The organism is Microcoleus sp. AT3-A2 (assembly GCF_036705685.1).
In the GTDB taxonomy this organism is placed as follows: domain Bacteria; phylum Cyanobacteriota; class Cyanobacteriia; order Cyanobacteriales; family Microcoleaceae; genus Microcoleus.
The window spans coordinates 21,014-42,741 of sequence record NZ_JAUBVF010000016.1 but is presented as its reverse complement, the minus strand read 5'-3'; the positions used below and the strand labels follow the sequence as shown (position 1 = coordinate 42,741).

General features: G+C 45.9%; 24 protein-coding genes. 9 read left to right on the top strand and 15 right to left on the bottom strand.

Going from position 1 to position 21,728, the window contains the following annotated elements:
* Positions 1-137: 137 nt before the first annotated feature.
* From QUB37_RS12085 to QUB37_RS12065, 5 genes are all read right to left on the bottom strand, one after another.
* Positions 138-329 carry a translation initiation factor IF-2 gene (locus tag QUB37_RS12085; RefSeq protein ID WP_333058460.1) on the bottom strand — a complete coding sequence of 64 codons (192 nt, stop codon included), beginning with the start codon at positions 327-329 and terminating at the stop codon, positions 138-140.
* Positions 330-713: 384 nt separating this feature from the next.
* Positions 714-1,664, bottom strand: a complete 951-nt coding sequence (accD, locus tag QUB37_RS12080) for an acetyl-CoA carboxylase, carboxyltransferase subunit beta (RefSeq protein ID WP_333162292.1) — start codon at positions 1,662-1,664, stop codon at positions 714-716.
* 181 nt (positions 1,665-1,845) lie between these two features.
* Entirely contained in the window at positions 1,846-2,061 is a 216-nt protein-coding gene (locus tag QUB37_RS12075) for a hypothetical protein (protein ID WP_333102041.1), read from the bottom strand.
* 61 nt (positions 2,062-2,122) lie between these two features.
* A complete protein-coding gene (locus QUB37_RS12070; RefSeq protein ID WP_333162184.1) occupies positions 2,123-2,953 on the bottom strand; it encodes a prepilin peptidase in 831 nt (276 codons plus the stop codon).
* Between the two features lie 291 nt (positions 2,954-3,244).
* A complete protein-coding gene (locus tag QUB37_RS12065) occupies positions 3,245-3,505 on the bottom strand; it encodes a hypothetical protein (protein WP_333162182.1) in 261 nt (86 codons plus the stop codon).
* Positions 3,506-3,594: 89 nt separating this feature from the next.
* Here QUB37_RS12065 and QUB37_RS12060 point away from each other — a divergent pair, with 89 nt between their 5' ends.
* Positions 3,595-5,172 carry an adenylate/guanylate cyclase domain-containing protein gene (locus tag QUB37_RS12060; protein WP_333162180.1) on the top strand — a complete coding sequence of 526 codons (1,578 nt, stop codon included), beginning with the start codon at positions 3,595-3,597 and terminating at the stop codon, positions 5,170-5,172.
* Positions 5,173-5,415: 243 nt separating this feature from the next.
* Here the strand turns inward: QUB37_RS12060 and QUB37_RS12055 are convergent, their stop codons facing one another.
* The 4 genes from QUB37_RS12055 to QUB37_RS12040 form a co-directional block, all read right to left on the bottom strand.
* A complete protein-coding gene (locus tag QUB37_RS12055) occupies positions 5,416-5,925 on the bottom strand; it encodes an N-acetyltransferase (RefSeq protein WP_333162178.1) in 510 nt (169 codons plus the stop codon).
* A 233-nt stretch (positions 5,926-6,158) separates the two neighbouring features.
* Complete coding sequence (locus QUB37_RS12050; protein ID WP_333162176.1) at positions 6,159-7,223, bottom strand: tetratricopeptide repeat protein; 1,065 nt, start codon at positions 7,221-7,223, stop codon at positions 6,159-6,161.
* Between the two features lie 81 nt (positions 7,224-7,304).
* On the bottom strand, positions 7,305-7,568 hold the full coding sequence (locus QUB37_RS12045) for a hypothetical protein (protein ID WP_333162174.1): 264 nt from the start codon (positions 7,566-7,568) through the stop codon (positions 7,305-7,307).
* A 91-nt stretch (positions 7,569-7,659) separates the two neighbouring features.
* Complete coding sequence (locus QUB37_RS12040) at positions 7,660-7,953, bottom strand: hypothetical protein (protein ID WP_333162172.1); 294 nt, start codon at positions 7,951-7,953, stop codon at positions 7,660-7,662.
* A gap of 261 nt (positions 7,954-8,214) precedes the next feature.
* Between QUB37_RS12040 and QUB37_RS12035 the strand changes: the two genes are divergently transcribed.
* Positions 8,215-9,147 (top strand): LysR family transcriptional regulator, encoded by a 933-nt coding sequence (locus QUB37_RS12035; protein WP_333162171.1) that lies wholly within the window; start codon positions 8,215-8,217, stop codon positions 9,145-9,147.
* A 165-nt stretch (positions 9,148-9,312) separates the two neighbouring features.
* Here QUB37_RS12035 and QUB37_RS12030 read toward each other — a convergent pair whose 3' ends face one another.
* Both QUB37_RS12030 and QUB37_RS12025 read right to left on the bottom strand, forming a co-directional pair.
* Positions 9,313-9,645, bottom strand: coding sequence for a hypothetical protein (locus QUB37_RS12030; protein ID WP_333162169.1), 333 nt, complete (start codon positions 9,643-9,645; stop codon positions 9,313-9,315).
* 54 nt (positions 9,646-9,699) lie between these two features.
* The gene (locus QUB37_RS12025) at positions 9,700-10,656 is read right to left on the bottom strand and encodes an AraC family transcriptional regulator (RefSeq protein ID WP_333162167.1); all 957 of its coding nucleotides are present in this window, start codon (positions 10,654-10,656) and stop codon (positions 9,700-9,702) included.
* Positions 10,657-10,832: 176 nt separating this feature from the next.
* Here QUB37_RS12025 and QUB37_RS12020 point away from each other — a divergent pair, with 176 nt between their 5' ends.
* From QUB37_RS12020 to QUB37_RS12005, 4 genes are all read left to right on the top strand, one after another.
* Entirely contained in the window at positions 10,833-11,600 is a 768-nt protein-coding gene (locus QUB37_RS12020) for an SDR family oxidoreductase (RefSeq protein ID WP_333162166.1), read from the top strand.
* Positions 11,601-11,686: 86 nt separating this feature from the next.
* Positions 11,687-12,112 (top strand): nuclear transport factor 2 family protein, encoded by a 426-nt coding sequence (locus tag QUB37_RS12015; protein ID WP_333162165.1) that lies wholly within the window; start codon positions 11,687-11,689, stop codon positions 12,110-12,112.
* 21 nt (positions 12,113-12,133) lie between these two features.
* Positions 12,134-13,015, top strand: coding sequence for an NmrA family NAD(P)-binding protein (locus tag QUB37_RS12010; RefSeq protein WP_333162164.1), 882 nt, complete (start codon positions 12,134-12,136; stop codon positions 13,013-13,015).
* Between the two features lie 104 nt (positions 13,016-13,119).
* Positions 13,120-13,857 carry an SDR family oxidoreductase gene (locus QUB37_RS12005; RefSeq protein ID WP_333162162.1) on the top strand — a complete coding sequence of 246 codons (738 nt, stop codon included), beginning with the start codon at positions 13,120-13,122 and terminating at the stop codon, positions 13,855-13,857.
* Positions 13,858-13,932: 75 nt separating this feature from the next.
* On the opposite strand, the gene QUB37_RS12000 is transcribed toward QUB37_RS12005, so the two are convergent.
* Together QUB37_RS12000 and ispD are read right to left on the bottom strand one after the other, a co-directional pair.
* A complete protein-coding gene (locus QUB37_RS12000; RefSeq protein WP_333162160.1) occupies positions 13,933-14,583 on the bottom strand; it encodes a Uma2 family endonuclease in 651 nt (216 codons plus the stop codon).
* A 131-nt stretch (positions 14,584-14,714) separates the two neighbouring features.
* Positions 14,715-15,407, bottom strand: coding sequence for a 2-C-methyl-D-erythritol 4-phosphate cytidylyltransferase (gene ispD / locus QUB37_RS11995; RefSeq protein ID WP_333162159.1), 693 nt, complete (start codon positions 15,405-15,407; stop codon positions 14,715-14,717).
* Between the two features lie 172 nt (positions 15,408-15,579).
* On the opposite strand from ispD, the gene QUB37_RS11990 reads away from it, so the two are divergent.
* Positions 15,580-16,542, top strand: a complete 963-nt coding sequence (locus QUB37_RS11990) for a glycosyltransferase family 9 protein (RefSeq protein ID WP_333162289.1) — start codon at positions 15,580-15,582, stop codon at positions 16,540-16,542.
* A 96-nt stretch (positions 16,543-16,638) separates the two neighbouring features.
* Here the strand turns inward: QUB37_RS11990 and QUB37_RS11985 are convergent, their stop codons facing one another.
* Together QUB37_RS11985 and QUB37_RS11980 are read right to left on the bottom strand one after the other, a co-directional pair.
* Entirely contained in the window at positions 16,639-17,379 is a 741-nt protein-coding gene (locus QUB37_RS11985) for a response regulator transcription factor (RefSeq protein WP_333162157.1), read from the bottom strand.
* Between the two features lie 54 nt (positions 17,380-17,433).
* A complete protein-coding gene (locus QUB37_RS11980; protein WP_333162155.1) occupies positions 17,434-18,066 on the bottom strand; it encodes an ATP-binding protein in 633 nt (210 codons plus the stop codon).
* Between the two features lie 347 nt (positions 18,067-18,413).
* Here QUB37_RS11980 and QUB37_RS11975 point away from each other — a divergent pair, with 347 nt between their 5' ends.
* Positions 18,414-19,775 carry an NACHT domain-containing protein gene (locus QUB37_RS11975; protein ID WP_333162153.1) on the top strand — a complete coding sequence of 454 codons (1,362 nt, stop codon included), beginning with the start codon at positions 18,414-18,416 and terminating at the stop codon, positions 19,773-19,775.
* Position 19,776: 1 nt separating this feature from the next.
* A partial coding sequence (locus QUB37_RS11970) for a WD40 repeat domain-containing protein (protein WP_333162151.1) occupies positions 19,777-21,728 on the top strand: 1,952 nt, incomplete at its 3' end.

Genomic DNA, 21,728 nt, shown 5'->3' with positions numbered 1-21,728 from the left:
TTAAAAAAATCCGGCAAATTATTGAACGCTAAGAGATCATACCTGGCAAACAGATTTGTGTTCAAAATTCCCTCTTTCTGCAACAACTAGCCAAAGTTTGTGCAGCCATACCTTTAAAGGTAGAGGAATTTTGCGATCTAATCTGCAAGAAGTTTTGAGTCGCGCCTTTTTTCGAGAGTGGACATAATTGCCTTAACATCCTCCAAAGCCAAACGGGTTTGAGGGTGCTTGTAGGCAATTTCCAACTCATCGCACAAGCGGATCACTTCTTCAACAGGGACGTTGAAGTCCTCTGCTATTTCTGCGATGGACAGGTCTGCAAAACCCATAATTTTTAGGTCGCTGACAGGTCAAAATTGAGTTGACGGCTATTAACTGAAAGCCGGACAATTTTAGAAAGCGCTGTTAGCTTGTTCTGTTAGTTTGTTCTGAGATTTTGTTTGATCTATCGCAAGCTAACTAACCGCTAACTGCGACTAGGCATTTTTGCCCAGCCTAACTTCAGGGCCAATCAACTTCTGATCAATATCATCCCACTGCTGCGTCGTTATTACCAATAGCACTTGCGCGGGCGGGGTTCAAAACCCGGTGTCTGCGTGAACGTCTCGTTACCAAACTCAATATTTTGGGTAGAAGCCGGGTTTTTCGTAATTCCTCAGAAATTTCCCTCTGTGCCCCAGACTCACCAATAGACAATCATCCGGCGGTGCTGCTTAGGGAGAAAGCTTGAAAGCGTGAGTCTGCGGGGGCAAAGCGTGGCCGTCGCTGCCATCAAGGGCGGAGAATTCCGAGCCAGCCAAGAACGGCTGGGGCTGGTGCAGACTGATGAGCTGACCGAGAGTTTTCTTTAATTGAGTCCGAGGTACGATCAAGTCTACAAAACCGTGGGCGAAGGAGTATTCGGAAGTTTGATAATTTTCCGGCAGCTTTTCCCGCAGAGTTTGCTCGATTACCCGGCCGCCCGTAAAGGCCACAGTAGCTTTTGGCTCTGCAATTATAATGTCTCCCAGCATGGCAAAACTGGCGGTGACGCCGCCGGTGGTCGGGTGGGTCAAAATGGGGATGTAAAGCAGTCTCGCTTCCCGGTGGCGTTCCAGAGCGCCGGAAATTTTAGCCATTTGCATCAAGCTGAGCATTCCTTCTTGCATTCTCGCACCGCCAGAAGCGCAGACAATGATCACGGACAAGCGTTCCCGCGTGGCGTGTTCGATGAGGCGAGTTAGCTTTTCTCCGACAACTGAGCCCATGCTGCCGCCGATGAACTGAAATTCCATGACTCCGAGGGCGACGGGCAAATTTTCGAGTTTGCCGATGCCTGTTTCTACGGCGTCTAGGTGGCCTGTTTTTTCTTGAAATTCTCGCAGTCGATCGCTATATTTTTTTCGATCGCGAAATTTCAGGGGATCGGTGGCGTGCAGTCCTTCGTTAATGGGTACCCAGGTATTGGGATCGATCAACTGTTCGATGCGATCGTCACTGTAAACTCTGATATGATGCCCGCATTCCAAGCAAACCATTTGATTTGCTCGCAGGTCTTTGGTATAACTCAGGGCATCGCAAGCTTCGCATTTATTCCAAAGCCCGTCCGCAATTTCTCGTTCCGGCCGTTCTTGGGAGTTCGGTACTGATTTTCGTCGATTTGCAAACCAATCAAATAGAGACATTAAAACTTGGTAATTGTTAACTGTTGACTGTTGACTGTTGACTGTTGGCTGTTGGCTGTTGACTGTTGGCTGTTGGCTGTTGGCTGTTTTTATTTGTGAGTTGTTAGCTGCTACCAATAACTAATAACTAATAACCAATAACCCATAACCCATAACAACAGACAATAAACAACAGACTTGACTACTGACTATTGTCCTCTTCAACTGGACTGATGAGGAGCCATGCTGTTCGCTGGTGTTGTGGAAGAACTTGCAGGGCTGTAGCACTTCCAGCCCCGAAATAAGATGCTATGCCCAAGTCTACAATCCGGGCCGGGATTTCATGAGCAGCTAGGAGCTGCTGCATTAATTCCGCTTCCCAACGAAAGCTAGTAGTTGTAAGTGTAATCCAAGACACGGAACAATTTTACCAATTTTTGAGACAATATTATGTTCGATCGCGCCTGACTACCTGCCGATCAGAAACTAAAATTCGGGAAAAACAACTGGAAGTAACTAGATAAGATCGCTTCGCCCCACAGAGCAGTAATTGCTGCACCGAGAGCCAGAAACGGCCCGAAAGGCATGGGTTGACGCCGATCGAGTAACCCGATAGCGATCGCCCCGCCACCTGCAAAAGCTCCGGCTACACAGGCAATAAATCCCGCTAGCAGCAAGTATTTCCAGCCCAGCCAAGCTCCCATCAAGGCCGCCAATTTGGTATCTCCGGCCCCCATAGCATTCTGCCCCAGTCCGATCGTCCCGGCGAGTCCGATCGCATCAAACAGCCACAACCCGACAACTGCTCCCGCGATCCCGTCGAGTACCAGATAGTGTACCGAGTCGATCAAACTAAATGTCGGCCACCAACCTTTCGCCACCTGGAAAACCAATCCGAGCACCAAACCCGATCGAGTTAAAGAATTAGGCAAAGTCATTGTATCGCAATCAATCAAAGACAAAGCTAACAGCCAGCTAAACAAAGCCCAAAAACCAAGAGTTTGCACTGTTACGCCAAACCGCCAGAAGATCAGCAAAAATAGCAAACCCGTAGCTGCTTCCACCAGCGGATAGCGGGCAGAAATGCGACTGTGGCAGTGATTGCAGCGTCCCCGCAGCCACAGCCAACCGAAAACGGGTATATTTTCGTAATTTCTGAGTTGATTTAAACATTTGGGACAGCGAGAAGGAGGGTGGATCACCGACAAACCGGCAGGCAACCGATAGACTACCACATTTAGAAAGCTGCCAATAGCCGCTCCGAAAATAAAGACGATCGCCGTGACAAGGGAATTAAAGATTATTTCCATTAAGTTGACTGTTGACTGTTGACTGTTGACTGTTGTCTGCTGACTGTTGACTGTTGTCTGTTGACTGTTGTCTGTTGACTGTTGTCTGTTGTCTGTTGACTGTGGTTATTTATTAATTGTTAGATTGTTCTCGGTCAATTACCAATAAGGTTTGTAGTAGGGACTTTAGTCAAAAGTCAAATTCTGAGGACTAAAGTTCTCACCACAAACCTATTTTTTGACACTCGTTCGAGCAAACATAAATATTAGTTGTCAATGCCCAATGCCCAATGCCCAATGCCCAATTACTAATTAATACATTTGAGATTCAATTTCGTCAAAAGTAACAAAACGTTCACCGGGCAATAAAATTGGCTGCGAAGCAAAAATTACCTGGCCTCGATCGCTTCCTTGACTGACAACTACACCGGCCGGACGCTGCATCTGCTCGGAATGCACTTTCAGATACATACCATAGGCCGATCGAGCAGCTCGGATCAAATCGGGAGCTAGCAAGCTGTGACGAACGGAAGTTTCTCTCGTGGGTTCTGGGTTTGGTTGGTATGGGTTCACTGGAAACTTATCATAATGGTATTAAGTCGAGCTATTGGTGTTGCCTCTAGAGCGATCGAACTTACCTTATTTTTTAAGAATAAACTTAGGTGGAAATTATTAATAGATTAACCTACAATCCTCCCTTGGCTGCGATCGAACTGCGGCTGCGATCGCTCCTTTCCGCTCAACTGTACGCTGCTGCGTGGGTAGATCCGTCCCCCGCAACGCTAATGGGGGTTTTCGATCACCTGCGAACTCTGCGCTACATCCTCCACGACTACGTGCCCAGGCCGGTGTCCGAATCTCCGCCCAACCCGGGCGAGGTGTGCTACCAGTGGCAAACAGGCACCTTGCTGTTCACGGATTTGGCAGGGTTTACCTCGCTGTTGGAAGCGAATGCGACCCAGGGGCGCAAGGGAGCTGAAACGCTGCTGGGCGTGATTAACGACTATTTTGCCTCGATGATTGAAATTGTTAGCAAATCGGGCGGGGATTTGCTGGAGTTTACCGGAGATGCGATGCTGGTGCAGTTTCTGTCAGGAATTTACCAAGAGGATACAGCGAGGGCGGTGCGGGCGGGTTTGCGGATGCAGCGGGCGATGGCTCAATTTGCCAATATTGAAACGGCGCGGGGTGTTTTGTCTTTGAGGATGCGGGTGGGTATCCACTGCGGCCGCTATATTAGTGCTGACATCGGTACGCCGCTGCGGATGGCTCACGTACTGCTGGGGCATTCAGTCCAGCAAGCCAAGCAAGCTGAGGGTTCTGGGACTGTGGGGCGGGTGTGTGTGACTGAAACTGCTAGAGAGTCTTTGGGACAACAATTTCGTTTTGAAGTTGGGAAACCGGGTTATTTTTTGGTGGCGGACGATTTCACGGACGATCGACTCGGAGAGTATGATATCACTTTGACTGGGCGGCGGATGCCAAGTTCGGTATTGCTCGATCGCAGCGTTGCGGGCTTGGTAAAAGAAATCGGGGAAGCTGTGAAGCGGCTTGAACCCCTTGCTAGTTATATTCCCAAAACTATCCTGAGACTACTGGTGGAAAATGCAGACAGGCGGAAAATACCACCGGATTTTCCTGAACCGACGGTGATGTTTGTCAACTTGATTGGTTTACCGGAGTCTGTGGAGAAAGCTTCGCCGGAGGAAGAAGTCAATCTGGTAGTGGGTTTTTCTCGGGTGTTTGCGTCGATCGATGCTGTAGTCTCAGCTAAAGGGGGCGTGTTGCAGAAAGTAACGGCGCACTTAGACGGTTCGGATATGCTGATTTATTTTGGCGTGCCCGACGCTCACACTGATGACGCCAGCCGCGCAGCTAGTGCGGCGATTGCGATCCGAGATATGATTGCAGGTTTGCCTCTGGTAATTATCGCGGGTGAAGAAGTAAAAGTAAGCTGTCAAATTGGGCTATCCCTGGGGCCGGTGTTTGCTGCTGAGGTTGGGGAACCGCGAGGGCGCAGGGAGTTTAATATCCTCGGCGATACGGTGAATACGGCGGCTCGGTTGATGAGCAAGGCGGGGGAAAACCAAATTTTGATTGGTGAAAGGGTGTGTGAGTCGATCGAGCTAAACTTCATTTGCGAGGCTTTGGGAGCTGTTTCTCTGAAGGGGAAATCTGCTCAAACTCCGATTTTTGCTTTGCAAGGTGCAAAAGGGGAGAAGGGAAAAGCGGGCGTTTAAATAACTTTGCTGGACAATAGTTGTACAGTTTTTATGCTTCACAAAGGCAAGTACAGCACAACCGCTTTCCACTGTGACTACTAAATGTTATTTTTATAATTCTTTACGATACATCACAATAAAAACCGCCACTTCGTCAGATCAGTTCCGGTTGCATCGGAATGATTTAACCGCAGAGAACGCAGAGAATGCAGAGGGAGATCAGAGAGAGGTGAATAATTCCGATGAGGGGCGGAATTAATATCACTCGCATAGACTAAACTCCGATCGATACTTCACCGTTCCGCTGCAATCCTGCAAAGCTCCACTTTCTAACTCCAACACCATAAACGCTTCATCGGGCACATCATATTCACATTTTAAACTCTTTCTACTAGCAGGAATAAACCCAAAACGCGGATAAAAATCTGGATGACCAAGCACAACTACTGCTTGAAACCCCGATCGCCCGCACTCTTTTAAACCTTCCTGAATCAGCAGCGTTCCTATACCTTGCCGCTGATATTCGGGAAGAACTGCGACTGGGGCCAACCCCTGAATCGACAAATTCCTAGAACATTTTCCTTCGACGACAACCGGACTGAAGAAAATGTGTCCGACAATGCGATCGGATTGTACCGCAACGAAGGAAAATGTAGATGCAATTCCCCGCAATCGATCGACTAGATTTGCCTCATTTTGCCGCCCGAATGCCGCAATATTAATGTTGCGAACAGCTTCTAAATCTTCTAGTTTTTCGATACGGATATCCATAGCTTAGATTAATGGTTGTGCGATCGCCCTGGCAGACGAATTACTACAGAAACTGTTTCTATCTTTCGATCGCGATATTAATCAAATTATAGCGCCCCTGAAGCCTTTTTCGTCTTTTTGAGTTATATATTTTTGGCAAGTAATTATACAACGACTTGCAGATGAATGCAAAATCGTCGCCAAAGTCGATCGCTTCCAATCTTCACGCCCGATGCGGAACCGCTTAACTCTCCTTATTGCGGTACAAGCTGACTTGAAGACAATCGCTTAATGCCCTCCATCGCTGTAGTTTCTCCGGCTTTGTCACCGCCCTCACGGGCAATTTTTAAAGCTCCCTCGTAGGATTCGAGAGCTTCAGCATATTGACCTAGACTTTCATGAATTGCGCCCATATTGTTGAGCAAGCGTCCGATACTTGTCTTGTCGCCGATTGCTTCTAACATCGGTATTGCTTGCTGAAAATAGATCAGCGCTTGAGTATCTTTGCCGAGTTTGCGGGAGGTAAGTGCCATGTTATTGAGGAGGCGGCCGACGCCAGCCCTGTCTCCGATTTCTCGGCGAATTGCTAAAGCTTGGTGGTAAAATTCCATCGCTCTATTAAAGTCGCCGATGTTGTAGTAGACGCCGCCCATGTTATTGAGGGTACGACCTAAATCGCGCTGATCGCCGACAGCCGTGCGAATCGTCCGCGCTTGCTGATAAAATTCGATCGCCTTGGCGTAATCTACCTGTTCTGCGTACACGGCCGCGATGTTGTGGAGGGATTCTCCAATTTCAATTTGGTCGTCTGCAGTTTTGGCAAGTTCCAAAGCTTCTTGGTGCAGTTTCATCGCTTCGGAAAAATTGTCCCCAATCCGGTTGACGAAACCTATGAGATTGAGAGTGCGCGCGATACGACGCCCTCCGCTGATTTCTCGGTGAATGACTAAAGCTTGCCGCAAAACTTCCAAAGCTTCGGGCCTCAAACCCATTTCGCCATAAACTTCCCCCATATTATTGAGGGTTTCTCCGATTCCCGCTTGGTCGCCTAGTTGCTTGCGAATTGCCAAAACTTGCTCAAAAGTTTCGATTGCTTCTCGAAACAAACCCTCGCGGTGCTGTTTTACTCCTGTTTCAAAGAGTTCGTCTGCTTGCGTTTTGGGGTCAGTTGCCTGAGCGTGATCGCTCGCTTGGGCGCGCCTCGCATTTATAATTGGCGCATAAGCCCGGGCGTCTGAAATTGCTAGCAAGGTGAGTGCGGGCGATAAGACAATACTTATAGCTGCGAGATAGCGGAAGTGGTAAGAGCGGCTGTACACCGATCGAGTCCTCCAATAGCCAAGTTATACCTATTAAGATAGAGCTTTTTGGGGTGTTCCTGCCAAATTTTTTCTCAATCTCTAGGTTCTGACTGGGTTTTTGTCTTGCCAGACTGCCATAATCAGCGGCATATTGTTGAGAGCGGATATGAGAGCAAAGTTTTTGCTGGGTGGAAGCGATGCTTTTTCAGAACTTTGCAAGATGATGTCCTGTTGGTCAAGCGTGATCCAAGCAATTCCTGACAAAACTTGAATTTCTCGATGAGTTTGAGGCAATCTGTATACCTCGTTTTCCATCAGAATAATGCGATCTGGCGCTGCACATTCGCAAGATATTTGAAGCATAGCATCTCCTACTTGGTAATTGGTAATTGCTAATTAGTAATTGCTAATTGAGGACTGTATTTCACTTTTTTTCCACGCAACCCAAACACTACTATTGGCAATAACGCCGATCGATCCAAGCGCGCATTTCATCATCCGTCGCCACGCAGGTAGAACGACCAGTCGCCCGATCGCAACCATGCCACCAAGTGTTACCATAGCGATCGCACGTCTGCCAAATTCTCAGTTCGTTTTCACCAGAAATGAGGTAGAGGAAAAACTGCCCAATTTGATTTATAGCTGAAAAGAGATATTGCCCTTTCAGTTTTTCGGATGGTTTAGCTCGATCTGCCATCCAAAAAAACATCATTATTCGGGGATTTATCCGACTTTTGTAAGTAGACATAGCCAACACCTTAAAGTGATAATTTTTACAAAAACTGCACCAATAAAATTACAAAAAATAGCTTTTAACTGCAATATTTTCATCGCAATTACAGCACAATATGGTTGTCGTGCAATTTCTGTAAAAGTCTATCTGTTACCTGATAAATTAACCTTAACTCTGGGGCAATTGACAATCAAAGCATTGCTTGCATAGGTTGTATGAATAAAATCGATATATCGAAGCCCTTGTGACAATTTGGGTACTACTGGCACAAACGCTATGAACGAAATCAATACGCGGCGGATGAAACTCTCTCAAATTCAGGCTTTTATCGCAGTAGCAGACTGTGAAAACTTTAGCGAGGCGGCTTTGCAATTGGAACTGTCCCAATCCGCAGTCAGCCACGCCATCGCCTCTTTAGAAACAGAATTAGGAGTGCAACTGTTCCACCGGGGGCGACACGGTGCTCAACTGACGCCGGTGGGGGAAAGGGTGCTGCTTCACGGGCGTCAAATAGCCTGCGCCTTAGAAAGGATGGTCAAAGAAGCGGATTTAGAAAAAGGTTTGCAGGGAGGCCAGGTACGGATAGTTACTTTTCGGAGTGTCGCAACTCATATCCTACCGGGTATTATTGCTAAATTTCGCAGTTGCTTTCCCAAAATTGCCGTCAGCATTACCGAAGTTTATTATACCCAAGCTGTGGAAGAGGCTTTGCGATCGGGCAAAGCAGACATCGGCTTTGTCTCTCTTCCCATATCCGATGAATTTGAAACTAGAGAAATTTTGCGGGATAAATATGTTGTGTTGCTGCCGCCAAATGCCAAATTGTCAAGTGCTAAGATTACCTGGAAAGAATTAGCGGCTTATCCGTTGATTTTGCAGCCACCGGAAACCGCTTGTTCTGTACCGCTTCGCAAATATTTGACAACTTCGGGGTTTCCCTTAAATATCGCTTACGAACTCAGCGAAGATTCAACTATTGTCAGTATGGTGATGCAAGGTTTGGGTGCAGCAATTCTGCCCCGTTTGGCTGCGGAACCGATACCTGCTAAGGTGAAAATTTGCAGTTTTCCGGCGGATTTTGAGAGAGTAATTGGGGTGGCTGTTTTGAGGGATGCGCTGTTAGTTCCGGCCGTGTTTGCGTTTTTGGATGTAGTTAAAAGTGCGATAGAGGTTGATAGTGAGGGCGAGTTTGCGATTAATCCTTCATGAGAAACCTAAGTCAGTTGTTATTGGTTATTCGTTAGATTGGAATTTTGTTACCGCAGATATCAGCAGATAAACACAGATGAACGCGGATGGGATTTTATTTGCGTATATCTGCATTCATCTGCGGTAACAAAAAATCGCATAACCAATAGTGCGATCGCTGATTGCCTACTTCATGCGCTTTGCAACAAGACTAGAACTGTCGCCTTGGTGGAATTTTATTCGACCGTCTATGGAGTTTTTATCCTTTAATTTTAGCCAACCGCTACCAAATGCAGGATCGTTCTCGTCATTACCGTCCCATGTAAACTCAAATCGCTGATCCTTTCCATCTTTTACGACTTCGCCGTCAATTTCACCTGATACTAAACCGAATTGAAATTCTCCTGAACCTGCTTCATCAATCTCGATATAGGCTTCAACTTCCATGTCCAAATAATCACTATCCCACATTGCCATCTCTGCGATCCGCCATGTACCGCTATATTGCATTCCTTTCATCCTCCACTTGTATTATTAACGGTCACAAAACCAATATAGTCGAAACAGTGACGCTCAAGCAGTACGCAAACGCTCAATATCCCGGATCGGCGGCGCACCAAACATACGAGAATATTCGCGGCTGAACTGTGAGGGGCTTTCATAACCCACCTGATAGGCAGCATTTGCCGCATCGGAGTTTTCGGCAAGCATCAGGCGACGTGCTTCTAATAGTCTTAATTGCTTTTGATATTGAAGTGGACTCATCGATGTCACTTCCTTGAAATGGTAATGGAAAGATGAAGGAGACATATTGGCTTGTCCTGCCAAATCCTCAACCCGCATCGGTTTTGCAAAATCAGTTTTAATCAGTTTGATCACCTCAGCGATGCGCTGCATATTGCTGCCAGATGTTGCAATTTGGCGCACAGCTTCGCCTTGTTCACCCATTAAAAGACGATAATAGATTTCGCGGATAATCATCGGTGCGAGGATAGGGATATCTTGTGGCGTATCCAAAAGCCTTGTCAATCTAAGGGCGCAATCGAGCAATGGTGCATCAGCAGTGCTGACGAACAAGCCTCTGACAGAGTTCTCTTTCTTACTGGCGCTTGGACTGGTTTGGGCAGTAATAATGTCACAGAGTTGGCGTGGGTCTAAATTCAACTTGAATCCTAAATACGGCTTGTCTGGAGTGGCCTCTACAACAAATCCGCTCAGTGGCAAATCAACTGAGATCACAAGATATTGAGCCGCGCCATAACGATAGGTTTCCTCACCCAGCAACGCTTCTTTTTTGCCCTGAACGATGATGCCGAGAATAGGTTGATAGACACCGTGCAGTGCGGCGGTAACTGAAGATTCTCGCGTAAATTCCAGCTTATCTATAGCTGTTTTATGAAAACCGTTCCCCTTGCCTTCAGTGTGCCGAGTTACTAATGCCGCCAATTCTTTACATTGATTAGCGATCCTCTTCGAGGGCTTCGCTAACGCATTTTGGTTTATTACTTGGTTGAGCATTTCAATCGCCATGCTATTTTTTTGATTGATTTAACCATTCCCTTTCGATCATTATAGAGCATCTTTATCCGTTCATAAAATCTTGCTTTGGAGGATTAGGCAATAAATTGCGAGGTCTGTGTATTCAAAACCCTTGCTTTTACTCATAGGATGAACACATCTGAATGAAACAGTAAAAGGATAAGGCAATGACGAAAGACAAGACAAAAATCGCATTGGTAACAGGGGCGAGCCGAGGACTTGGCAAAAATACCGCTTTAACTCTTGCCAGAAAAGGAGTTGATGTCATCGTGACTTATTACAATAGCGATGAAGAAGCCAAAAGCGTTGTATCTGCGATCGCCGAGATCGGAGCTCAAGCCGTTGCCATGCAACTGGATACTTCAAACACCAAAACCTTTGACGGTTTTGTGGAACAAGTCAAGCAGTCACTCAAAAATAAATGGCAGACAGAGCATTTTGATTTCCTTGTTAATAATGCTGGTATTGGAGTTCATGCGTCTTTTGCTGATACCACCGAAGATGATTTCGATCGCTTGATGAATATTCATGTAAAGGGCGTTTTCTTCCTCACACAGAAACTTCTGCCTTTGATCAATGATGGAGGAAGGATTGTCAATATTTCGTCTGGACTTGCTCGTTTTACCCTACCTGGCTATGCAGCTTATGCAAGCATGAAGGGAGCGATCGAAGTTTTGACCCGATACATGGCGAAAGAACTCGGACCAAGACAAATTGCCGTAAATGTGGTGGCCCCGGGCGCGATTGAAACGGATTTTAATGGCGGTGCGGTGCGTGACAATCCTGAGATTAACAACTTTATCGCTTCGCAAACTGCCTTGGGCCGCGTTGGTCTTCCTGATGATATTGGCGGTGCGATCGCCTCTTTGCTATCCGAAGAAAACAGATGGGTGAATGCACAGAGAATCGAAGTCTCTGGCGGTCAGTTTGTTTAATTCAAACTAAGCTCAACAGAAGGGACAGAAATAGGAGATTTCGAGTGAGAGCCATCCAATTTTAAGGTGAAATAGAAGAGGAAGATATGACTACACAGCTTTTGACCGACCATCTCGCACTGATTGGCAAGGATACCGAAGCTTGGATAAATTTATTTGCTGAAGATGCAGTTGTGGAATTTCCGTATGCTGCTGCTCTGAATGCGCCAGAACGATTTGAAGGCAAATCTGCCATCTACAACCACATGAAAAAGATGGTTGCACAGATGCAAGATTTAGTATTCACGAATGTTCGCGAATATCAAACGTCAAACCCTAATGTTTTACTTGCCGAGGTTCATGGAGAAGCCGAGATTGTCGCCACAGGCCGCCACTATCAACAAGATTACGTGATGCGACTAGAAACCAAGGATGGAAAGATCGTTCACTACCGTGAATACTGGAACCCTGTCCCCGTTATTGATGCAATGGGCGACACCCAAAAATTGCGCCAATTTTTCAGCCGAGGCTAATACATAAAAGAGAGGAAAGCTATGAAAATTGTCATTGCAGCCGCATCAGGCAATATTGGACGGCGCACCGCCGAGAAAGTGATACAAGCTGGAGCCGAAACCGTTCTTTTGGCAAGACATCCAGAGAAATTAGCCGATCTAGTTGAGCGAGGTGCGACAGTGAAGCAAATTAGCAGTGACGATCCTCAAGGATTGAGCGAAGCAACACAAAATGCAGATGCTTTGTTTTGGCTGACTCCACCGAAACTCGACACACCAAGCTTATCCAACTGGTACATCCAGACGGCAATGGCTGGAGCCACAGCAGTGCGTGAAAACGGCATTAAGCGAGTCGTCAATATTTCTAGCATTGGTGCAGGTGCAAAACCAAATTTAGGTACAGTCTCATTCGTTGGTGATGTTGAATCGATTTTCAACCAAACGGGAGCCAATGTACTGCATCTGCGTCCCGGCTATTTTATGGAGAATTTTCTAAGTCAAGTCAAGTTGATTCAGCAAGACCATACCGTATACTTCCCCTATGCCAGCGACCATGATCTTCCGTGGATTAGCAGTGACGATATCGGCGATGAGGCTGCAAAATATCTACTCGACGATCGTTGGGCAGGTAAGTGGACTCGTAATTTGATGGGGCCAGAAAATTTAACGATCTTGGAAACAACGGCTATTCTTTCACAATTGCTCGATTGCCCGATAGAATATGTGCAAGTGACAATTGAATCTATCCAGCAGCAACTGGCATCGATCGGAGCAACACCTGATGTACAAAAAGAGTTAGGGAAGCTGTTTATTGCCCTTGGCGATCCTGACGGAATTTATGCGACAGCCCGAACCCATGAAGCGGTTACACCAACGACATTTGAGCAGTTTGTAAAAAACAAACTACTTCCCAATATCTGCTGAATGCCTTGACATTGCTAGGAGGTTTCAATACTGATGGAAGTCATTTATATCACCACCGTAACAAAAACAAATTTCCAGTAACATCACAAAAATAGGAGATTTCAATGTCGAACTTAAATGGAAAGGTTGTCATCATTACTGGAGCCAGTAGTGGAATTGGGGAAGCCACAGCCCGTATGCTCGCTCATCAAGGCGCAAAAGTGGTTTTAGGCGCACGTCGCACCGATCGCCTAGAAGCGATCGCCAAGGACATTCGTGCGGAGGGTGGAACAGTCGAATACCAGGCTCTTGATGTGACGCAACGCAGTCAAATGGAGGATATCGTTCAATTCGCCCAGAGCAAGTTCGATCGCGTAGATGTCCTGATTAACAATGCTGGCATCATGCCTCTATCCGCACTCGATCAACTGAAAGTTGAGGAATGGGATCGCATGATTGATGTCAATATCAAAGGTGTTTTGTACGGCATCGCGGCGGCACTTCCTGTGATGAAAGCCCAAAAGTCTGGTCAGATTATTAATCTTTCCTCGATCGGCGGACACGCGGTTTCTCCTACTGCTGCTGTTTACTGTGCTACTAAATTTGCCGTTGGAGCCATCTCAGAAGGCTTGAGACAAGAAGTTGGGGGCGACATTCGGGTGACGGTGATTTCTCCTGGAGTAACGGAGTCTGAGTTAGCCGAGAGCATCACTGATGAAGCTGCAAAATCGGGAATGCAAGAATTTCGCAAAGTAGCTATTCCTGCTGCTGCGGTCGCGCGGTCGATTGTATTTGCGATCGAACAACCTGACGATGTTGATGTTAGCGAAATTATTGTCAGACCAACAGCAAGCCCTTACTAACGAAACAGGAAACTTCTCTCTTGAAAATACGGTATGATGAAGCTCGTAATCTGGCGATCGCTAATGCCCAATTCCCTAGTTAGATTTCGTCATCTCTCTCACCCAGTTGCGTAAATTCACCTCTGCTTCTACCTCATCTAGCTGCGCTGCTGCCAAAAATTCGTAGAGCTTGGACTTGGGAAGTATCGCAAAAGTGGGGCTGACCGATACTTCCAAATACTCATCGTTCTCCAGCTTATAAATTCGCCATTCTCTACCATCGTACCGCCAAAACTCCGGTACTCCCATACTGGCATAGAGAGCAGGCTTGTTAATATCAGTATGGGTGATATCTATTTCTACGACTAAATCGGGTGGCGGATCTGTGGCTAAATCTACTGTACGACCGGCTACGAGGGGCTGATTTTGGATGTAATAGGCATTATCTGGTTCTGCACCGCGCTCTAAGTCCGATCGGTCGAGGGTTGTCGAACCCATTGTTTTGATTTTTAAACCTAACTCTACAGCCAAAATAATAATCAGTCGTTCGATTAAGCGTGCCGAAAATTCGTGTTCTTCTAAAGGCATGGTAATTTCTAAAATCCCTCGGTCGAATATCAATGTAGCCGCTCGTTTATCGCCCAAAATCTGTAGCAGTTGTTGATAACCCTGCCAAGTAATATTTCTAAACACCACTCGCTGTTCGCCTATGGGTAACGGTGGTGCGATCGGCGCAACAGAAATCATATGTTTACTTCCAGCTATGAGATTTCTAAGATAACATAAGGAACAGGCAAGATGCATGTTCCACAAATAACAAATTATTGATTGTGGAAGGAACGGGCATCTTGCTCGTTCTTAAAAATAGTCAACAAATTCTATTTACTCTGCTCTGTTCTCTGCCGCAAAATAAATTCAGCTAGTGCTAAATCAACAGGTGTTGTGACTTTCAAATTCGTCTCTTCTCCCTCAACAATTCGCACTGGCAAACCGCATTTTTCAAACAAAGCCGCATCATCGGTAACTTCCCAACCCTTCTCTCGCCCTTCTTCGTGACACTTTTTCAATAATTGTACTTCAAATCCTTGGGGAGTCTGGGCTGCCCACAAATTGCTTCTTTCTGGGGTGTCTCGCACGATCCGACGCTCATCTACGACCTTAATCGTATCCTTGACCGGGACGGCGACAATCAAGCCCGGACAGCTCAAGAGGACCTGTGCCGATCGATCGAACAATTCAGCAGTTGCCAAACACCTCGCGCCGTCGTGAATCAACACTCGATCGCACGACGGCGGCAAAGCCTGCAAACCGTTGTAAACTGACTCTTGCCTGGTCGCGCCACCTTGAATCAGTTCCACGGGCTTGACCAAAGATAAATCACTCAGAATTGCTTTAAAATCAGGAAAATCGTCTGGCTGGCCCATGATGCCAATCCAGCTAATGTGCTGCGAAGCTTCAGCAGCAGCCAAAGTCCAACTCAGCAAAGGTTTTCCCAGCAAAGTCAGCAGCAGTTTGTTCCGCTGACTCCCCATCCGTCGCCCCGAACCCGCTGCAGGAATTAATAAGTGCATTTACTAACCGTTTTTAACCCAACTAGATATATATAATAAGAGCGTCCTGTACTTTTGAGTCAGTTGTTTAGCTGTCAGCCAGTAGCTTTTAAGGTCTAGAAATACTATAAGCTGATAGTTGAGAGCCGATCTCTGAGAGCTACCTCGATCAATAATAGCCCGATCGTTTATGATGCGAATACTAGCACTTGTCCCTGGCGGGATTGGCGACCAAATTTTATTTTTCCCCACTCTTGATGACCTCAAGCAGTCCTATCCCGACGCGCAAATTGATGTCATCGTGGAACCGAGGGCAAAGGGTGCTTACCGAGTCTGCAAATCCGTCAAAGAAGTCTTGACGTACAATTTCAAAGACCGCAACGCTATGGCAGATTTGGGCAATTTACTGGGCGTAATTCGCGATCGCGAATACGAAGCAGTGATTTCCCTAGGCCAGCGGTGGACTGTAGGGCTGCTGCTGTGGCTGACCGGCATTCCGCAGAGAGTTGGCTATTCTGGAACCAACGGTGCTCGATTTCTCACCGCTGCTGTACCGCTGAAAACTGAACAGTACGCCGCTTCAATGTACCACGATTTGCTGCAAGGATTTAACATTACAAATCCTTGTCCGGCGATCGCAATTAATGTACCAAAACAGGACATTCAGTGGGCGGAAGCCGAACAGCAGCGGTTGGGCGTAAAAGAAAGCGGCTACATTCTAATTCACGGCGGTTCCAGTCAATTAGCTGTGTCTAAAGGTATTGACAAAATTTACCCTACAGACAAGTGGAAGCAAATAATTGAAGATTGTCAGCAGCGGCAGCCGAATTTGCCCGTTGTTGTTGTGAAAGGCCCAGAAGATGCAGACTTCGTGACAAAGTTAGTCGAGTCATGTCCGAATGTAAAAGTTATCTCGCCGGATGATGTCGGCAAGTTGGCGGCGACAATTGCTGCTGCTAATTTGATGATATGTACTGACAGTGCGCCGATGCACTTAGCTGTGGCGGTTCAAACTTATACAATAGCTTTGTTTGGGCCGACTGAACCGGCGAAATTGCTGCCAAAGAGCGATCGATTTTTGGGCATTAAATCTCCTACTGGCAAAATGGCAGACATCTCTCCTCAAGATGTTTTGAAGAAGGTTTGGGGCGGCTAAGAACTAAGATATCTTAGCTGGTTCCCAGGCTGTGCCTGGGAACCCATATCTAGAGGCTAGGTTTGTCAGAAAATCAAGTGGTTTATGCCGATGAGCTTAGGAAATTGCCATTGTAGTGCGATCCTCTTCGAGGGCTTCGCTAACGGGCGGCTCGAATCTGTAACCGTAACCCCGAATTGTTTTAATAAACTGCGACGCATTAGCATCAACTTGAATCATTTTCTTGCGAATCTGGCCGATATGTACGCTAACAACGTTCTCTTCTCCTGTGTCGTTGCAGTTCCACCCCCAGATTTTTTCGATTAGCTGTTGGCGACTCCAAGATTGACGAGAATGACTTGCCAAAAAATACAATATCTTAAATTCCAAGGCTGTTAACTTGATAATGCGATCGTTGAGCGTTGCTTCCCGACGTGCTGAATCGATCGCAAATTGATCGAATACAATACGTGATGGAGTCACAGGCCTCATCCGTCTCAACACAACTTCTATACGAATTGCCAACTCCGCCAAACCAAAGGGTTTGCAGATATAGTCATCAGCACCTGCCGCCAGGACTTTAAGTTTATCAGCTTCGTCTGTGCGGCTGCTTAGCATGATCACAAAAACATTAGTACGGCGCTGCATTTCCTGGCAGAGGTGATAACCCGTAGTATCTGGTAAATTCCAATCGAGAACGACTAGCAGTGGCTTTAATTTCTCAAATAATTCTAAAGCCGTCTCGCCATCTGCTGCCGAATCTACTTGATATTTCTGATTTAAAAAGCGATGAACTAGAGTGCGGATGGATCGGTCATCATCCACAACGAGAATCTTGGGAGTAGTATCAGTAGTCATCACAAAAAATTTTCTTCCTATTGTCAATGGACAACTGGCAATTTCAGAACAGCTTTAGTGAAGAGTAAAGCCCAGGTCGTTCCAACTAAACAGATTTTTTTCTGGCAATTCTTCTTTCAGCTTAGTCTTGAGGTCAAAAGGCTTTCCCCAATCCCATATTTCGATCTCTAGGCGTTCGTTAAAAACTGAGATCGCCAGCTCGATTTTCGGAGTTTCCACTGACAGATTTGTGTGGGCGTGGCGCACAGCATGGGCAAAACCCTCGATCGCAGCAAGTTTACAAAGCTGCAAAACTGCTTCGGGAATGGGTAGAGGCTCTAACTGCTCAACCCACCACAGGACTTGAGTAACAGCCTTGAGATCGCTAATTACTTGAATTTTAATCTTGCGGATTGGCTGGTGAGAACTGCGATCGGATTGGGGAGTTCGTTGCTCTTGAAGCCAGTTAAAGCTATGTAAAACGTCGATCGCACGCTTAAAAAAACCAGCTTGAGTGCTAGGTTGGGGTGGTACTATACCGGGCTGAAAATATTTGACAATTAACAGACAGTTTCGACCGGCAGACGTGCGGGTATAACTTAGCTCATCGGCAATTTTGCCAATAAGTTTTATACCTATTTTGCCTATTTCATCGATTTCGCTAAAATCTTCGTCACCGTGCGAGTTTCCGAATAATTTAAAATTCATTTGACTGACCTCTCTTGTTTATCAATAACTGCTTGTCTGTGTTCTGATCAAATCATGGCATCACTTTAATTAAGTGAAGTTGACCAGAGGTATAAAGTTAGGTCTATTAGAGATCGGTATAATGAAAGTATACTCAAGGTATAATTAAACTACTGTCATGCAAAGTCCCTATCCTTCGCAAGGCTCAGGACTGCGAAGCATCCCAGCCGTCTCACAGCTCCTTGGCAAGGCTCAGGATGATTTAAGTGCATGACAGTGCGTAAGTTGTAATAAAGTTATATTGGGGGTTAACCTAGATGGATTGGCAAGAATTCCTTACAGGCGAATCTGGGAGACATGAATTATCTATGGAACAAACAGAAACATTATTAGCACTCTTCTCTCGTGAAAGAGTACCCCTAAATCAGACAGAGCTTTCATTAACATTAAGCATATCAGAACCTACTGTAAAACAACGGATGGGAGAGATTTACAGGAAGTTTTCAGCCAGTTTTCCAGAACTTGATAACCACCAAGGTGCAGGTAAGTCGAGGATTCTGCATACTAAATTAAAACAGAAGTATTATCAACCATCACAACCAGTAGTTGCCCCCTACCCTGAAGAATTTATATCGTTAATAGAAGAAAAAATTCGGAGGTTTTGCGGACGCCAATTTGTTTTTGAGACTTTTGAGCAATTTATGAACGCAAACCCTCACGGTTATTTTACGATCGTCGGGGATGCAGGAATGGGCAAAAGTTCGATCGTTGCCAAATACGTCTGGGAACATAAATCTCCCTGCTATTTCAATATTCTCGTCGAACGTCGCAACAGACCAGAATTGTTTTTGAAGAGCATTCGCCGCCAATTAATTGACCGCTATCAATTGCCAAAATCAGAAGACGCCGATTTACCAACTTTACTGGCACAGGTGGCGGGAAAACTCACGGCGGGCGATCGTTTGGTAATTGCAGTTGATGCACTGGATGAAGTAGAACAAGAACCGGGAGGAAATCTTTTACATTTACCGAAGAATCTGCCCACTAACGTATATTTTCTGCTGACTAGGCGACCCTATAGCCTCGATAAAAAGCGATTGTTAGTAGATGTTCCCGAAGAAGAGTTAGATTTAAGAGATAGCCAGTATGCTAATTTCAATCAGGAGGATATCAAAGAATATATTCTCTTTGTTATCAATACCGATTCTGACCATAAAAATGGACTGAGAAACTGGATTCAATCCCGCAACATTCCCGATAAAACTTTTGTCGATCAAGTTGCCAACAAGAGCGAAAAGAATTTTATGTATTTGCGGTATGTTTTGCCGGCAATTGCTAAAGGCGTTTACAATGACTTGAGTTTAAAGCAATTGCCAGACGGGTTGCTAGAGTATTATCAAAGCCATTGGGTAAAGATGGGTATGGAAGCTAAGCCAGGGCAATTGATGGAGAATGTCTTGTATATTTTACTAGAGATTGGCACGCCGATTCCCTGCGAGATGATTGCTGGAATTGCCAAGGTGGATGAATGCGATGTGGGAAAGGTTTTAGAAGATAAGTGGGTTGAGTATTTGAAAAAGCAGAATGTAGAGGGAGAAATCTGCTACACCATCTATCATGCTAGTTTCCTTGACTTTCTGAAAGGCAAACGGGAGATGGATTCAAAGCGGAAGATTTTTAAAGAAGTAAATCAACGGATTGCTGAGTATCTAGAAATGGGGATGGAGTGAGATGGGAGAATTTGCTGAAAAGTTAGCGGCTAAACCCCTTTCCTATCAACGTGCTTATCTGGGCAGCTTACTGCCAAATTATGTCAAGTCAGGTAATTTAGAAAAATATTCTCAAAAACTGACTGATTTTAACTTTCTGATGGCAAAGATTCAGCATCCTGAATTTGGGATGCAGGCACTGATGGATGATTTCGATTTGGTTGACGCTTCAGAAGCAGTAACTCACCCAGAGTACAACCCAGAAAAAGTGAAATCCCTGAACTTGATTCAAGCGGTACTGTGGATGTCAGCCGAGATTTTGGAGCAAGATAAAAGCAAACTGGCGGAACAATTGTTAGGGCGCTTACTGTACTTTGAAATGCCCGAAATTCAGGCAATGCTGGAAGTAGCGAAGCAGTGGAAAGCATCACCTTGGTTGCGTCCTTTGACACCTTGTTTAACTCCCCCTCGCAGGGGACTACTACGCACCCTCTCTGGTCACAGCAACTCAGTAAATGCAGTAGCCGTCAGTGCTGATGGCAAGCGGGTAATTTCCGGTTCAGCAGACAAGCTCAAAGTCGGGGATTTAACCACTGGAAATGAACAGTTTACTCTCACAGGCCACAGCAACTTGATAAATGCGGTAGCAGTCAGTGCTGATGGCAAGCAGGCAATTTCTGGTTCAGCAGACAAAACACTCAAAGTTTGGAATTTAACTACGGGAAAAGAAGAATTTACTCTTGAAGGTCATAACAACTCTGTATACGCAGTAGCAATAACTGCGGATGGTAAGCGGGCAATTTCTGGTTCAGCAGACAACACCCTCAAAGTCTGGGATTTAACCACTGGAAAAGAAGAATTTACTCTCAAAGGTCACAGTTACTGGGTAGGTGCAGTAGCAGTAACTGCGGATGGCAAGCGGGCAATTTCTGGTTCAGGAGACAAAACACTCAAAGTCTGGAATTTAACTACGAGAAAAGAAGAATTTACTCTCAAAGGTCATAACAACTCTGTATATGCAGTCGCCATCACTGCGGATGGCAAGCTGGCAATTTCTGGTTCAAAGGACAATACTCTCAAAGTCTGGGATTTAACCAGTGGAAAAAAAGAATTTACTCTTGAAGGTCACAGTTACTCGGTAAATAAGAAATTATTTACTCTCAAAGGTCATAGCGATTTAGTATATGCAGTCGCCATCACTGCGGATGGCAAGCGGGCAATTTCTGGTTCTTTCGACAACACCCTCAAAGTCTGGGATTTAATAACTGGAAAAGAAGAATTTACTCTCGAAGGTCATCGCAACTGGGTAAATACAGTCGCTGTCACCGCTGATGGCAAGCGGGCAATTTCTGGTTCACGGGATGCCACCCTCAAAGTCTGGGATTTAACCACGAGAAACGAACACATTACTCTTAAAGCTCATAGCTACTTGGTAAATTCGGTAGCAGTAACTGCGGATGGCAAACGGGCAATTTCTGCTTCAGCAGACAACACCCTGAAAGTCTGGGATTTAACCACGGGAAAGCAACTCTTTACTCTCAAAGGTTATGGCTACTTGGTAAATGGAGTCGCTGTCACTGCGGATGGCAAGCGGGCAATTTCTTCTTCAGCAGGCAACCCCCTAAAAGTCTGGGATTTAACTACCGGAAAGCAACAGTTTATACTCTCTGGTCACAGCAACTTAGTAAATGCAGTAGCCATCACTGTTGATGGCAAGTGGGCAATTTCTGGTTCAGCAGACAACACCTTAAAAGTCTGGGATTTAACCACTGGAAAGCAACAGTTTACACTCACTGGTCACAGCAACTCAGTAAATGCAGTAGCCGTCAGTGCTGATGGCAAGCTGGCAATTTCTGGTGCATCGGACAACACCCTCAAAGTCTGGGATTTAACTACCGGAAAGCAACAGTTTACACTCACTGGTCACAGCAACTCAGTAAATGCAGTAGCCGTCAGTGCTGATGGCAAGCTGGC